This is a genomic window from Micromonospora sp. B006 (assembly GCF_003408515.1).
GTDB classification, from domain to species: Bacteria; Actinomycetota; Actinomycetes; order Mycobacteriales; family Micromonosporaceae; genus Micromonospora; species Micromonospora echinospora_A.
Genome location: NZ_CP030865.1, coordinates 6,964,623 through 6,978,932, shown reverse-complemented (window position 1 = coordinate 6,978,932; position 14,310 = coordinate 6,964,623). Strand labels below are relative to the sequence as shown.

Sequence of the window (14,310 nt, the reverse complement as noted above, 5' to 3'; positions counted from 1 at the left end):
ACCGTAGCGTGGTCCCTCGATGAGCTCACGCCCCACGAGTGCGACGAACGCTGTCGATTCCGCGACGCCGCCGACCCGCACCGCCCTGATCTGGACCGCACTCGTGCTGGTCTACCTGCTCTGGGGCTCGACGTACCTGGGCATCCGGGTCACCGTCGAGTCGCTGCCGCCGCTGATCTCCGCCGCGATGCGGTTCGCCGCCGCCGCTCTCGTCCTCGCCGTGGTGCTGCGCCTGCGGCGCGGGCCCGGCGCGTTGCGGGTACCCGCGCGCCGTGTCGGGTCCGCCGCGCTGATCGGCGTGCTGCTGCTCGCCGGCGGAAACGGGCTGGTGGTGCTCGCCGAGTCGGGTCCGGCCGGAACCGCTGTGCCCTCGGGCGTGGCCGCGCTGCTGGTGGCCACCGTGCCGCTCCTGGTGGTGCTGCTGCGGACCGTGGGCGGGGACCGGCCCCGGCCGTGGACGTTCGCCGGGGTGGCGCTCGGGTTCGCCGGGCTCGTCGTGCTGGTGCTGCCCCGCGACGGGGTGGACGGCGTGCCGGTGGCCGGCGCGCTCACGGTGGTCGCCGCCGCCACGAGCTGGTCGGTCGGCTCGTACCTGTCCGGGCGGATCCGGATGCCCGCCGACCCGTTCGTGGCCACCGTCTACGAGATGACGGCTGGCGCGGCGGTGCTCGCGCTGGTCGGCGTCGCCCGTGGCGAGCTGCGCGGCTTCAGCTTCGCCGAGGTGACCGGGCGGTCCTGGGCGGCGCTGGCCTACCTGATGGTGGCCGGTTCGCTCGTCGCCTTCACCGCGTACGTCTGGCTGCTCGCCCACGCGCCGATCTCCCTGGTCTCCACGTACGCGTACGTGAATCCGGTGGTCGCGGTGGCGCTCGGCGCGCTGTTCGTCGCCGAGCCGATCACCTCGCAGGTGCTGCTGGGCGGCGCGGTCATCGTGGTCGGTGTGGCGGTGGTGGTGAGCACCGAGCGTCCCCGCCGGTCTCCGCCACCAGCCGTCGACGGGACAGCCGGGGAACCCGCCGGGCGGTAGCGTCCCGGCCCGTGTCGGCGCTGCTGGTGACGGGGGTCGCGCTCCTCGGCGCGGCGGCCGGGTGGGTGGCCGTACCGGTCGGCCGGTTGTTCGTCACCGTTCCCGCTGGCGGCCCTCCGCGCCCCGGCGCGTTCGCCCTGGCCGGCGTCGTGGTGTTCGGCGGGCTCGCAGCCGCCCGGGGCGGCGATCCGGCGCTGCCCGCGTTGCTGCTGATCGCCGCGACCGGGCTGGTCCTCGCGGTCACCGACCTGACAGCGCTGCGGCTGCCCGACCCGCTCGTCGCCGTGGTCGCGCTCGGCGGCGGGCTCAGCCTGGCCGCTGCCACGGCGGCGACCGGCGAACCGCGCCGCCTGACCGTCGCGGTCGCCGGGGCCACGATCTCCTTCATCGGGTACGCGCTGCTGGCGCTGCTGCCCCGGGCCCGGCTCGGGTTCGGCGACGTGAAGCTCGCCGCCGCGCTCGGGCTGCCGCTGGGCTGGCTTGGCTGGCCGGCGCTGCGCCTCGGGCTGCTCCTGCCGCACGTGCTCGCCGGCGTGGCGGTCCTCGTCCTGCTCGCCGCCGGCCGGGTACGCCGGGACACGCCGGTGCCGTTCGGCCCGGCGATCCTCGGCGGCGCGTGGCTCGCCGCCGTCCTCACCTGACGCGCGCCGGTCAGATCAGCCGGAGCTGGTGGTCCTTCGGGCGGCGGGGCTCGGCCGCGTCCAGCCGCTCGAACAACGCCGGGTCGATCACGTCGAGGAACGGCGACGGGCGGGTGTCGCGTTCCGCGCCGTGCCGGGCGCGCCGGCCCGCATGGCTGACGTACAGCCGGTCCTGCGCCCGGGTAAGCCCGACGAAGAACAACCGGCGCTCCTCGGCCACCGCGTCGTCGTCCGGCTCGGAGCCGGGCCAGCGCAGCGGCAGCAGCCCGTCCTCGGCCCCGACCAGGAACACCACCGGGAACTCCAGGCCCTTCGCGGCGTGCAGCGTGAGCAGCGTGACCGCCTCGGCACGCGGGTCCAGCGCGTCCACCTCCGCGCCGGTGGCGAGCTGGTTGAGGAACAGCTCCAGGTCGTCGTCGCAGCGGCGGGCCAGCGGGGTGAGCAGGTCCACCGCCGTGCGAACGTCCTCGGGGCGTACCGCGCCGGAACCGTCGAGCGTCGGCACGGCGAAGCGCTCGGCCAGGATCTGCCCGGCCTGGCGTACCCGGGCGGCGAGCGAACCGTCCAGACCGGCGTGGCGCAGCTCGCGGGCGATGGCCGGCACACCCGGACGGTCACGCAGCCGGTCGTGCGAGCGCTTCTGCACCGGAATGTTCGCCCGGGCCAGCGCGTCCACGATCGGCGCGGCCTGCGCGTCCGTGCGGTAGAGGACAGCGATGTCGGAGAAGGACAGCGACGTCGTCCGCCCGTCGATCCGCCCCGAGTCCAGCGAGCGGTGGGACAGGCCACCGACCAGCTCGTCCACGGTACGGACCACGAAGTCGGCCTCGTCGTACGCCGAGGCCGCCGCGTACCGGCCGACCAGCGGCGCCTCCGGGTCGAGCCGGGCCGGCGCGAGGCGTCGCCCTCGCACCAGCGACGACGGCGCGATGGCCTGCACCGCGGCGGCCAGGATCGGCGCCGAGGAGCGGTAGTTGCGGTTCAGCCGCACCAGCCGGGCGTCGGTGAAATCCTGCGAGAAGCGCAGGAAGTAGCCCACGTCCGCGCCCCGGAACGAGTAGATCGCCTGGTCCGGGTCGCCGATCGCGCACAGGTTGCCGTCCGGCGGGCTGAGCAGCCGCAGCAGGTCGTACTGCACCGCGTCGACGTCCTGGTACTCGTCGACGAAGATCCACTTCCACCGCTCGCGGTACTCCCGGACCAGCTTCCGGTCCCCCTTGAGCAGCGCCACCGGCAGCGTCAGCAGCTCGTCCAGGTCGACCAGGTCCCGCTTGCGCAGCAACGCCACGTACCGCTCGTCGTCGTCACCGGCCTCCGCGCGCGCCGCCGCCCGGTCCGCGTCGTCGGCGATGCGGAAGTCCGCCGGCAGCCCGGCCGCCGCCGCGTTCTCCCGCAGCACGGTCAGGCCCAGCGAGTGGAACGTACCCACTGTGACGTCCTCGGCGACCGGGCCGAGCAGCCCGTCCAGCCGGTGCCGCAGCTCCTCGGCCGCACGCCGGGTGAACGTGATCGCCAGGCACTGATCAGGGAAGACGTTCAGCTCCGCGCACAGGTACGCGATCCGGTGGGTGAGCGTGCGGGTCTTGCCGGTGCCCGGACCGGCCACGATGAGCAGCGGACCACCCGGCGCGGACGCGGCCACCCGCTGCATCGCGTCCAGCCGGTCCAGCAGGCCGGTGCCGACCTCCTCCATCCCGGCGAGCATCGGCTCGAACGGCTCGTGCGGCGACGGCGGCGGCGCGATCGGAGGCGCGGGCGGCGGCGTCCGCTTCGGCTCCGGCCGGGCCGCCGCCGGGCGCTTGGCCTTCGGCTTCGGCGCCGGCTCCGCGGGCCGCCGCTGCGCGGGCACGGGTACGTCGAACAGCGTCTCCTGCCCCGCCCCGGCACCCGGACCGCCCAGCTCCGCCGGATCGAACAGCGTGATCACCCCGTACTCGCCGTCGTAGCCCGGCACCCGGCGCACGTCGCCGCGCCGCAGCCGGCCGATGCCCTCCGCGAGCAGTTCGCCGCCGACGCGGCCGATCTCCTCGACCGGGGTACGGGTGAGGATCTCCAGCTCCGGGCCGAGCGCGGCGATCAGCTCGTTCAGCTTGCCCTCGACCTTCTTCGACCGCGCGCCCACCCTGTTCAGCTCGCCCAGGATCTCCGCCAGCGGCACCAGGTGTGTCACCTCGCGCGCGTGCGCCGGACGATGCCCCGCCGGCCGGTCGGCCAGCTCCTCGATCCGGCTGAGCACGCCCACCGTCAGCGGCTTGCCGCACTCCGGGCAGCGCCCGCCCGCCTCACGGGTCCGCTGCGGCGACCAGTTGATCCCGCACAGCCGGTGCCCGTCGGCGTGGTACTTGCCCTCCTCCGGGAAGAACTCCACGGTGCCCGCCAGCCCGTCGCCGGTGCGCAGCGCCTCGCGGATGGCGAAGTAGTCACGGGCGGCGGTGAGGACGGTGGCCTCCCGGGCCAGGGCCGGCGGCGAGTGCGCGTCCGAGTTGGACACCAGCTGGTAGCGGTCCAGGCTGCCGACCCGCCAGTTCATCTCCGGGTCGGACGACAGGCCGGTCTCCACCGCGAAGATGTGCTCGGCCAGGTCCGCGTAGCAGTCGGCGATCGCGTCGAAGCCCGACTTCGAGCCCAGCGCGGAGAACCAGGGCGTCCAGATGTGCGCGGGCACCAGGTAGCCGTCCGGACTCGCCTCCAGCGTGATCTCCAGCAGGTCGCGGGAGTCCAGCCCGAGGATCGGCCGCCCGTCCGAGCCGAGGTTGCCGATCCGGCCCAGCGCGGTGTTGAACCGCCCCACCGCGTCCAGGTCCGGCAGGTAGATCAGGTGGTGCACCTTGCGTGTGCGGTCGTCCCGCTTGTAGATCGTGGAGATCTCCACGCTGAGCATGAACCGGACCGGGTCCGCCTCCGCCTCGCTCGCCAGCCGGGGCGGCAGCCGCCGGGCGACGTCCCGCTCCGCCTCGGGCGCGAGCCGGTACAGGCCGGGCTCGGCCGGGTGCAGCGTCTCGCGCAGGTGGTCGTACCAGGCGGGATGGGTGAAGTCCCCGGTGCCGAGCACTCCGATGCCCTTGCGCCGGGCCCACCAGGCCAGGTTCGGCAGGGTCAGGTCGCGGCTGCACGCGCGGGAGTACTTCGAGTGGATGTGCAGGTCCGCCACGTACGGCGGGAGGCCACCGGGGGGTGCGGCGCTGAACGGAGGCACGCCGCATCCTGTCACGTCCGGTCCCCCGCCCGCCCGTCGCCACGCGTACGGGTGACCTGAGCAATGCGGTGCTGGACTCGGCGGTCCGTGCACGCTATGGAGCGCGCAGTTCCACCAGCGTCACCTGAGGTGGCGCGCCCACCCGGACCGGCGGGCCCCAGAAACCGGCGCCGTTCGTGACGTAGACCTTCGTGCCGTCCACCTCGCCGAGACCGGAGACCACCGGTTGTTCGAGCTTGACCGCCAGGTTGAACGGCACCATCTGACCGCCGTGGGTGTGCCCGGACAGTTGGAGGTCGACGCCGAACTTCGCGGCCTCCTGCGCGGCCACCGGCTGGTGGGCGAGCAGCACCACCGGCCGGCTCGGGTCGCGGTCGCCGAGCGCGGCGGCGTAGTCGGCGGGGGCGGCCACCCCGGTGCCGGCGGCGCTGACGTCGTTCACCCCGGCCAGGTCCAGCACGCCGCCCCGGGCCTGGATCTCCTGCCGTTCGTTCTGCAGCACCCGCAGGCCGAGCCGGTCCACCTCGCGAACCCACTCCTCCACGCCGGAGTAGTACTCGTGGTTACCGGTGACGAAGAAGCTGCCGTACCGGGACTGCAGGTCGCGCAGCGGCTCGGCGGCCTCGCCCAGCTCGGCAACCGTGCCGTCGACCAGGTCACCGACCACGGCGACGAGGTCGGCGTCCATCCGGTTGATCATCGCGACGATCCGCTCGGTGTGCGCCCGGCCGCGCAGCGGCCCGAGGTGGATGTCGGAGACGGTGGCGATGCGCAGCCCGTCCATGCTGCGGGGCAGCTTGGCCAGCGGGATCTGCACCCGGTCGAGCTGCGGCGGACCGATGGCGGTGCGGACGCCGTACCCGGTGACGCCGGCGGCGGTCAGCCCGGCGAAGATCGCCGCCCCGCGCGCGAGCAGCAGCCGCCGGGAGGGATCGTGGTCCGGCGCGTCGGTTCCGGCCGGCGGCGTGTCGGCGCTGTCGACCGGCGGCGGCGTCCCACCCTTTGCGGTCGCCGCGCCCACGAGTGCGGGCTCGGGCTCCGGGCCGGTGGCGACCACCGAGCGGGCCCGGCGGCGCAGCACCAGCCGGACCACTGCCGTGGGCACTTCGAGCACCAGCAGGATCACCAGCAGGTAGAACATGAGCGCGACCCAGAGGTAGCCGGGCCAGGCCAGCCAGTACCAGCCGTTGCGGGTGCCCGCGAGGGTCACCGGTACGAGCACCGCCAGCGCCGCGATCGCCACCCCGCCGGCCCGGCGCCACCGCCCCGGGCGCGTGGTGTCCCGGACCAGCCGCTTCCATAGGTAGAAGTGGATCAGGCCGATCACGAGCACGACGAAGCCCAGGAATGTCGCCATGGCCAGCACGTGTGCCCCCCTCAGCCGCCCGCGAAGGGCGGCAGCACGTCCACCGTCACCCCGGCCGGCAACAGCGCCCGCCGATCATGACAGGCGACGCCGTCGACCAGGAAACTCGCCGCCTTCAGCACCACGGCGAGGCGTTCGCCGTGGCGGGCGGCCAGGTCATCGAGGAGTTCGTCCAGAGATCGGCCCGCGGATGCGGTCTCCTCGGATCGTCCGGCCGCCGCGCGGGCGCCGGCGAAGTAGCGGACCGTCAGCTCCATCCTCAGCCTCCGATCGCCGACATCGAGCGCGCGGGCTGGAGGAACGTCGGGTCGTCGATGCCGTGCCCGGCCCGCTTGGCCCACATCGCGGCGCGCCAGCGCCGGGCCAGCTCCTCGTCGTCGGCGCCGTCGCGCAACGCGCCGCGCAGATCCGACTCCTCGGTGGCGAACAGGCAGTTGCGGACCTGGCCGTCGGCGGTGAGCCGGGTGCGGTCGCAGTCGCCGCAGAACGGCCGGGTCACGCTGGCGATCACCCCGACCCGGGCCGGCCCGCCGTCCACCAGCCACGTCTCGGCCGGTGCCGCACCCCGCTCGGACGGGTCCGGCGTCAGCGCGAACGCGGCCTGCAGGGAGGCCAGGATCTCGTCGGCGGTGACCATGGTCGAGCGGTCCCAGCCGTGCTGCGCGTCGAGCGGCATCTGCTCGATGAACCGCAGCTCGTAACCGTGCGCGAGCGCGAACCGCAGCAGCTCCGGCGCCTCGTCGTCGTTCGTGCCACGCATGAGCACCGAGTTGATCTTCACCGGGGTCAGCCCGGCGTCCGCCGCCCCGGCCAGCCCGGCGAGCACGTCGGCGAGCCGGTCGCGCCGGGTCAGCGCGGTGAACCGGTCCCGGTCCAGCGTGTCGAGCGAGACGTTGACACGGTCCAGCCCGGCGTCGCGCAGCGCCGGCGCCATGCGGGCCAGGCCGATGCCGTTCGTGGTCAGTGAGATGCGCGGCCGGGGCGTGAGCGCGGCCACCGCCGCCACGATGCCGGGCAGACCGGGTCGGATGAGCGGCTCACCACCGGTGAAGCGCACCTCGGTGATGCCGAGCCGGGTCACCGCGACACCCACCAGCCGGACGATCTCGTCATCGCTGAGCAGTTGCGGACCGGACAGCCAGGGCAGGCCCTCGGCTGGCATGCAGTAGGTGCAGCGCAGGTTGCACTTGTCGGTCAGCGAGACCCGCAGGTCCCGGGCGACGCGGCCGTACCGGTCGGCGAGGACGCCGTCGGCCGTCGTCCGCGGGGCGCTCATCCGTCGACCGTAGCGCGCTCGACGCCCCGGAGGGCGTCCCGGGCCGTGGCGGCCACCGCGTTCGCATACGCCGCGCCGAAGATCGCGGTGTGCACCAGCAGCAGGTGCAGCTGATGCAGGGGCACCCGTTCCCGCCAGCCGTCGGCCAGCGGCCACGCCTCCCGGTAGGCGGCCATGACGCGGTCCAGATGGGGCGGGCCGCCGAAAAGGGCGAGTTGCGCCAGGTCGGTCTCGCGGTGTCCGCCGTGCGCGGCCGGGTCGACCAGCCAGACCCGGCCGTCGGCGCCCCAGAGCAGGTTGCCGGGCCAGAGGTCGCCGTGCAGCCGGGCCGGCGGCTCGTCGCCGCCGAACTCACCGATCCGGGCCACTACCTGCTCGACCAGCGCCGCCCCGGACCCGTCGAGCGCGCCGCCGTCGACCGACATGCGCAGGTACGGCAGGAGGCGACGCCGGGCGAACCAGTCCGGCCAGGGACCGGGGTCGGGTGTGTTGTCCTGCGGCAGCGCGCCGATGAACCCGGTCCAGTCCGCGCCGAACGCCGGCGCCCCGGCCCGGTGCAGCCCGGCCAGATCACGCCCGAACGCCTCCGCTGCCTCCGGCGTCGGCTCGCCCGGCTCCACCCAGTCGAGCGCGAGCAGATCGGGCAGCGCCACGAGCACATCCGGCACCGGCACCGAACCCGCCTCGCGCAGCCAGCGCAGCCCGGCCGCCTCGGCGGCGAAGAAGCCCTCCGGCAGCGGACGCGCCGCACGTTCCGGCCACGTCTTGGCGAACACGGAGTGCCCGTCGTCCAGCGTGAGCCGGGAGGCGGCGCAGATGTCGCCGCCGGAGACCGGGGTCTCGCGGATCCGCTGGTGGGTCAGGAAGGTCGGCAGGTGCTCCGGGTGTGCCCGCAGGTACGCCAGGTCCATGAGCGCAAGGTAGCGGGTACCCCGGACAACCGTGGGGCAAGCGACGCCACGGATCGCCGCTGACCTGGACCGATACGCTCCGTATCTGTGGATGGACCGCGTGTCGTCCACAGGGGCGGACAGCGCGGCATGCGAACGCCCACGCTCCCGGCATGAACTCCACCGAGCAACCCCGCCTCTCCGTCCGCTCGCCCGCCGACATGGTCGCGGCCGTGCCCTACCTGATCGGCTTCCACCCGGCCGACAGCGTCGTGGTGGTCGCGGTACGCGGCCGGCGGGTCGTCTTCGCCGCCCGGGGAGACCTGCCCGCACCCGGCGCCGACCCCGGCCCGGCGGCCCGGCACCTGGCAAAGGTGGTGGCCCGGCAGGACGCCGACGCCGCCACGGTCGTCGGCTACGGTCCGGCCGCCCGGGTGACCGGCGTCGTGGACGCGATCGGCGACGCGCTGACCGCTGCCGGGCTGGTCGTGCTCGACGCCCTGCGGGTCACCGACGGCCGCTGGTGGTCGTACCTGTGCGCCGAGCCGTCCTGCTGCCCGCCGGAGGGCACCCCGTACGACCCGGCCGCCAGCCAGGTCAGCGCCGCGGCCGTGTTCGCCGGTCAGGTCGCCCTGCCCGACCGGGCCGCGCTGGCCGCGCAGGTGTCCCCGGTCGACGGGCCGGTACGCCTCGCCATGCGCCGGGCCACCAGCCGGGCCCGTCTGCGCCTGGCCGCGCTCACCGGCGGGACGTCCTCGCAGTCCGGCCGCGGCCCCGCGGCCGGCAGGCCGCACGGCCCGGAGCCGGTCGACGGCACCGCACCGGTCGGCAACGGTTCGGCGGATCGCTCCGGGCCGGGTGGCGGACCGGTGGACGGCTTCGATCCGGCGCACGGCTTCGATCCGGTGGACGGCTTCAGTCCGGCGGACGGCTTCGGGCCGGGTGGCGGGCAAGCGGGCGGGTTCGGGCCGGGTGGCGGGCCGGCGGGCGGCAGTTCCGTGCCGAGGGACGGTGAGGTGCGGGCCGACGGTGCCGGGCCGGGGGATTCACCACGTGCGGTGCGGAGCGCGGGCACGGCGGCGGTGCGGGCCGCGTTCCGCCGGCAGCGGCGTGGCGAGCGGCTCGACGACGACGAGGTGGCCTGGCTGACCGTGCTGCTCACCCACATCCCGGTACGCGATCACGCCTGGTCCCGGACCGACGGCCGGGACGCGGACATCAGCCTCTGGACCGACGTGACGCGGCGCGCCGAGCCGGACCTGATCGCCGCGCCGGGCTGCCTGCTCGCCTTCTCCGCCTGGCGCTCCGGGCACGGGGCGCTGGCGGCGGTAGCCCTGGAACGGGTGCTGTCCGCCCACCCCGGCTATTCGCTCGCGGTGCTGCTCGACGAGGCGCTTCGGCGCGGGGTGGCCCCGTCCCAGCTGGACGGATGGCCCGGTCCCGACGGCGGCTCGGTGCTGCGCCGTCGCCGTCGCCGCCCACGCGGCTGAGCCGTCGCCGTCGCCGTCCACGGCGTTGAGCCGTCAGCCGCCGATCCGCGCCGCCCCGGTGTAGACGTTCATGGTCGGCCCGCGCAGGAAGCCGACAAGCGTCATCCCGGCCTCCTCGGCCAGTTCGACGGCGAGCGTGCTGGGCGCGGACACCGCGGCGAGCAGCGGCACGCCCGCCATCCACGCCTTCTGGGTGAGTTCGAAACTGGCCCGCCCGGAGACCAGCAGCACGTGCCCGGCCAGCGGCAACCGCCCCTCCCGGGTGGCCCAGCCGATCACCTTGTCCACCGCGTTGTGCCGCCCGACGTCCTCCCGCAGCACCACCATCTCCCCGTCGGCGGTGAAGAGGCCGGCCGCGTGCAGGCCGCCCGTGCGGTCGAAGGCGCGCTGCGCGGCCCGCAGCCGGTCCGGCAGCGCGGCCAGCAGTTCGGCGGTGACCGTCAGCGGGTCGTCCCGCACGGCGAACCGCGAACGGGTACGCACCGACTCGATGCTGGCCTTGCCGCACACGCCGCACGAACTGGTGGTGTAGAAGTTGCGCGAGGAATCGGTGACCGGCTCCGGAACACCGGGCGTGAGCACCACGTCGACCACGTTGTAGGTGTTCGGGGTCTCCGCCCCGGCGCAGAGCTGTGCGGTGTGCACGTCTGCGGCCGACCGGATCAGCCCTTCGGTGAGCAGGAAGCCGATCGCCAGGTCCAGGTCGTCGCCCGGGGTGCGCATAGTCACCGCGAGCGGTCGACGCCGGCCCGGCCCGGCCGCGCCCACGCGGATCTCCAGTGGCTCCTCCGCAGCCAGGGTGTCCTGGCGGCGGACCCGGCCCCGGCCCTCGCCTGTCGCGTCGAGGTCGATCCGCAGCACGCTACGCCGGTCTGTTGCCCGTCCCATGCCGCCATCCTCCCCGGGCCCTCTGCCGCCCGCACCTCACCCCCGCTCCTTGCACCCGCCTCACCCGAACGGTCCGGCCTTGCACGGGCCGATGATGATCGACACCAGATCGCCGAAGTTGCGGTATCGGAGGGCCTCGGATGCCACCACTTCGGCGAAAGGGAGTTGATCAACGTCGGAAAACCGCCAACAAGAGCCGGGCACAGGCCCGAGTGTGTGAACCGAGCCCTCGGTCCGAGCCGGGATGCGGCGGTCGTGGCCGTGGATAGGGTGAGGCGGTGACGGGGTACGCGGCGGTGGTCCTCGCCGGTGGCGCGGCCCGGCGGATGGGCGGCGTGGACAAGCCGGGCCGCCCGGTTGGCGGCCGGCCGATGCTGCACCGGGTACTGGCCGCGGTGGCCGATGCGGACCAGCGGATCGTGGTCGGCGCGTCCGGTCCGCTGCCCGACGGGGTCCGGACGACACGTGAGGAGCCACCCGGGGGCGGGCCGGTGGCCGCCACAGCGGCTGGGCTGGCGCTGCTCGACCCGACCACGACGACAGTCGCCCTGCTCGCCGCCGATCTCCCGCTGCTCACCGCCGCCGCGGTGACAGAGCTGCGGCGCGCGCTCGACGCCCCGGCCACCGAGCAGCCGCACGACCTGGCCACCGAGCAGCCGCACGACCTGGCCACCGAGCAGCCGCACGCCCCAGGCGCCGCGCAGTCGCACGCCTCGCCCGCCGGGCAGCGGCACGCCCCAGCCGCCGAGCGGGAACACGACCCCGCCGCCGAGCGGGACCATGACCCGGCCGCCGAGCGGGAATCAGCGCTCACGCCGGACGGATCGACAGTCGCGCTCGCCTGTTACGTGGACGCCGACGGCCGCCGCCAGCAGCTCTGCGCGGTGTGGCGGTTGCCGGCTCTGCGGGCCGCCCTCGACCGGCTCGCCGCGACGCGGGGCGGCACGCTCGACGGGGCGCCGGTGCGCGGGCTGCTGGCCGGTGTCGCGGTACGCGAGGTGTCCTGGTCCGGCTCCGGTCCGCCGCCCTGGTTCGACTGCGACACTGACGAGGACGTACGCCGGGCGGAGGAGTGGTCGAGATGACGGTGCTGGACGACTGGGTCACGGCGGTCTGTGCCGAGCTGGCCCTGGACCCGGCCGGGGTGCCGGTGCCGACGGTGCTGGACGTGGCCCGGGACGTGGCACATCAGGTGGTCCGGCCGGGGGCGCCGGTCACCGCGTACCTGCTGGGGTTGGCGGTGGGGCGTGGGGCGGACCCGGCGGTGGCGGCCGAGCGGCTCAGCGCGCTGGCTGGCTCCTGGCCGGTGGATCTGGGCGGTTCCACGCCTGCGGAATAGCGCCTCGGGCGTGATTCGGTCGCCGCCGCGCGTGGGTAGGGTGGCGGGAACGGACGGAGGCGATCATGACGGCAGACCACCCCTCGGCGCCGGTCGAGCAGCCGGCCGGCGACACGCCGGTTGAGCACAGCTCCGGTGGCACGCCGGCTCATCACTCTGCCGGCGGTACGCCTGAGCATCATCACGAGTCGATCCTGCTGGACGAGCCGACCACTGCCGATCTGCGGGCCAAGGTCACCGAGGCCTGGCGTGAGTTCGCCCGGGCGCTCGCCGAGCGGCTACGCGCGCTGCCCGCCGGTGGTCACCTTGAGGTGACGCTCGATCCGACCGCCTCCGGCACCGGGGACGCCGTCTACTCGGTCAGCGTGGACGCGGGCGAGGAGAGTCGCCTCTCGGCGCGGGCGGTCGGCAACGCCACACTGCCGCAGGGCTACCGGCTGGACCGGGCGGCGGTGGCGGACATGGTCGCGCTCGGCTGGTCGCCGCCGGGCGTGGTGGCGGGTTCCGGCGAGCAGTTCGGCCTGGACTGCGGCGCCGACGAGTCCACCCGGCTGGCCGCCGTGCTCTCCCGGACGCTGCGTGACGTCTACGGCGCCCCGCACCCCGCCTTCCTCGTCTATCTGGTGCACGACGTCGAGGGTGAGCCGCTGCCGGTGGAACCGCTCGGCACGGCCCGCAGCGAGTTCGGGCCGGACCGGGACGTCGAGGCCGATCTGGACGAGGCGCTGGCCGCGGCGGCGACCGCCCAGGCGGACGAGAACGACGTGCAGGCGCTCGCGGAGCGGGTGCATACCGTCGTGTCGACGATGCTGAAGTCCACCTCCGACCAGCTCCAGATCGACTCGGACGGTGACATCAACATCCGGGCCGGCTCGGCGATGGTGTTCGTCCGGGTCCGCGACAATCCGCCGCTCGTGGACGTCTTCTCGCCGGTGCTGACCGAGGTGGAGCCGACGGAGCGTCTCTACGTGAAGCTCTCCGAGTTGACCAACCGGATGCCGATCGGCCGGCTCTACTGCGCCGACGACACGGTGTGGGCGTCGATTCCGGTCTTCGGTCGCAACTTCCAGGCCACTCACCTGATGCTCGCGGTGCAGGTGATGACCGGCCTGGCGGACGAGTTGGACGACCGTCTGCACGGCGAGTTCGGCGGCAAGCGCTTCTTCGGTGAGGGCGACAAGCCGGCCCGCAGCGAGGAGCACCGCACCGGCATGTACCTCTGAGCCGTCGGGTCAGCGTACGTCGAGCAGGGTCTTGCCCATCGTTTCCCGGGCCTCGATCGCGGCGTGCGCCTCGGCGGCCCGTTCCAGCGGGAAGCGCCGGCCGATGAGTGGGCGCAGCCGTCCGGCCGCGCCCTCGGCGAGCGCCGCCTCGGTGAGGGCGCGCAGTTCGTCCGGGCCGGGCCGGGGCCGTAGCAGCGTCACGCCGCGTGCGGCGGCCGACTCGGCCGGGATGTCCGCCCAGGCGCCGCTCGCCAGGCCGAAGCTGAGCATCCGCCCGCCCGGGTCGAGCAGGCCGAACGCCTCCCGGGCGAGCGGTCCGCCCACGCCGTCGAACACCACGTCGACCGCGCCGACGGCGTCCCGGACCCGGTCGGTCCAGCCGGGCTGCCGGTAGTCGACCACGACGTCGAGCCGGCCCGCGCGGAGCGTGGTGACCTTCGCCGGGCCACCGGCTGCGGCCACCACGGTGGCGCCGGCCCGCGCGGCGAGTTGGACCAGCAGCGATCCGACGCCCCCGGCGGCCGCCTCGACCAGGACGCGGTCACCCTGCCGCAGCCCGGCCGCACGGGCCAGCATCAGGGCGGTCCGGCCGTCGGCCATCAGCGCCACCGCCGCGTCCAGCGCCAACCCCGGGGGTACGCGGACAGGCGCGCCCTGGTCGACCACGACGCGCTCGGCGTACCCGCCGGTGCCGCCGGTGGCGGTGACCACGACGCGTCCGGCGAGCGCCGGATCGACACCCGGTCCCAGTTCGGTGATCGTCCCGCCGACGCCGTTGCCGGGGATCAGCGGCAGTTCGGCGCCGAACGGGCCGAAGCCGGTGGCCCGGAACATCGTCTCGACGAACGTGATGTTCGCGTGTGCCACGTCGACGAGCACCTGGCCCGGCCCGGGTGCCGGGTCGGGTGCCGTCCCGGGCACGAGCACCTCCGGTCCGCCGAACTCCCGCAGCCACACCGCACGCATACCGCCCC

General features: G+C 74.7%; 13 protein-coding genes. 6 read left to right on the top strand and 7 right to left on the bottom strand.

Annotated elements, in window-relative coordinates; translation table 11 throughout:
• The first annotated feature begins 19 nt into the window (after positions 1 to 19).
• Together MicB006_RS31325 and MicB006_RS31320 are read left to right on the top strand one after the other, a co-directional pair.
• Positions 20 to 1,027 carry an EamA family transporter gene (locus tag MicB006_RS31325; protein ID WP_225980588.1) on the top strand — a complete coding sequence of 336 codons (1,008 nt, stop codon included), beginning with the start codon at positions 20 to 22 and terminating at the stop codon, positions 1,025 to 1,027.
• A gap of 11 nt (positions 1,028 to 1,038) precedes the next feature.
• Positions 1,039 to 1,668, top strand: coding sequence for an A24 family peptidase (locus MicB006_RS31320; protein WP_116510959.1), 630 nt, complete (start codon positions 1,039 to 1,041; stop codon positions 1,666 to 1,668).
• A 10-nt stretch (positions 1,669 to 1,678) separates the two neighbouring features.
• Here MicB006_RS31320 and MicB006_RS31315 read toward each other — a convergent pair whose 3' ends face one another.
• From MicB006_RS31315 to MicB006_RS31295, 5 genes are all read right to left on the bottom strand, one after another.
• A complete protein-coding gene (locus tag MicB006_RS31315; protein WP_116510958.1) occupies positions 1,679 to 4,864 on the bottom strand; it encodes a UvrD-helicase domain-containing protein in 3,186 nt (1,061 codons plus the stop codon).
• 94 nt (positions 4,865 to 4,958) lie between these two features.
• A complete protein-coding gene (locus MicB006_RS31310; RefSeq protein ID WP_370013396.1) occupies positions 4,959 to 6,221 on the bottom strand; it encodes a metallophosphoesterase in 1,263 nt (420 codons plus the stop codon).
• Between the two features lie 20 nt (positions 6,222 to 6,241).
• Positions 6,242 to 6,487, bottom strand: a complete 246-nt coding sequence (locus MicB006_RS31305; protein WP_013289332.1) for a MoaD/ThiS family protein — start codon at positions 6,485 to 6,487, stop codon at positions 6,242 to 6,244.
• 2 nt (positions 6,488 to 6,489) lie between these two features.
• Positions 6,490 to 7,506 (bottom strand): GTP 3',8-cyclase MoaA, encoded by a 1,017-nt coding sequence (gene moaA, locus MicB006_RS31300; RefSeq protein WP_116510955.1) that lies wholly within the window; start codon positions 7,504 to 7,506, stop codon positions 6,490 to 6,492.
• The gene (locus tag MicB006_RS31295) at positions 7,503 to 8,417 is read right to left on the bottom strand and encodes a fructosamine kinase family protein (RefSeq protein ID WP_116510954.1); all 915 of its coding nucleotides are present in this window, start codon (positions 8,415 to 8,417) and stop codon (positions 7,503 to 7,505) included. Before MicB006_RS31295 ends, moaA begins: the two co-directional genes overlap by 4 nt.
• 152 nt (positions 8,418 to 8,569) lie before the next feature.
• On the opposite strand from MicB006_RS31295, the gene MicB006_RS31290 reads away from it, so the two are divergent.
• The gene (locus MicB006_RS31290) at positions 8,570 to 9,886 is read left to right on the top strand and encodes a DUF4192 domain-containing protein (RefSeq protein WP_116510952.1); all 1,317 of its coding nucleotides are present in this window, start codon (positions 8,570 to 8,572) and stop codon (positions 9,884 to 9,886) included.
• Positions 9,887 to 9,919: 33 nt separating this feature from the next.
• Here the strand turns inward: MicB006_RS31290 and fdhD are convergent, their stop codons facing one another.
• Positions 9,920 to 10,774 carry a formate dehydrogenase accessory sulfurtransferase FdhD gene (fdhD, locus tag MicB006_RS31285; RefSeq protein WP_116510950.1) on the bottom strand — a complete coding sequence of 285 codons (855 nt, stop codon included), beginning with the start codon at positions 10,772 to 10,774 and terminating at the stop codon, positions 9,920 to 9,922.
• Between the two features lie 278 nt (positions 10,775 to 11,052).
• Here fdhD and MicB006_RS31280 point away from each other — a divergent pair, with 278 nt between their 5' ends.
• From MicB006_RS31280 to MicB006_RS31270, 3 genes are all read left to right on the top strand, one after another.
• Positions 11,053 to 11,859: a molybdenum cofactor guanylyltransferase gene (locus MicB006_RS31280; protein ID WP_116510948.1), complete on the top strand. Its 807-nt coding sequence runs from the start codon at positions 11,053 to 11,055 to the stop codon at positions 11,857 to 11,859.
• Positions 11,856 to 12,113, top strand: a complete 258-nt coding sequence (locus MicB006_RS31275) for a DUF6457 domain-containing protein (RefSeq protein WP_116512013.1) — start codon at positions 11,856 to 11,858, stop codon at positions 12,111 to 12,113. The genes MicB006_RS31280 and MicB006_RS31275 overlap by 4 nt, the downstream gene beginning before the upstream one ends.
• Positions 12,114 to 12,178: 65 nt before the next feature.
• Positions 12,179 to 13,336: a hypothetical protein gene (locus tag MicB006_RS31270; RefSeq protein WP_116510946.1), complete on the top strand. Its 1,158-nt coding sequence runs from the start codon at positions 12,179 to 12,181 to the stop codon at positions 13,334 to 13,336.
• Between the two features lie 9 nt (positions 13,337 to 13,345).
• Here MicB006_RS31270 and MicB006_RS31265 read toward each other — a convergent pair whose 3' ends face one another.
• Positions 13,346 to 14,302, bottom strand: coding sequence for a zinc-binding dehydrogenase (locus MicB006_RS31265; RefSeq protein ID WP_116510945.1), 957 nt, complete (start codon positions 14,300 to 14,302; stop codon positions 13,346 to 13,348).
• Positions 14,303 to 14,310 lie beyond the last annotated feature (8 nt).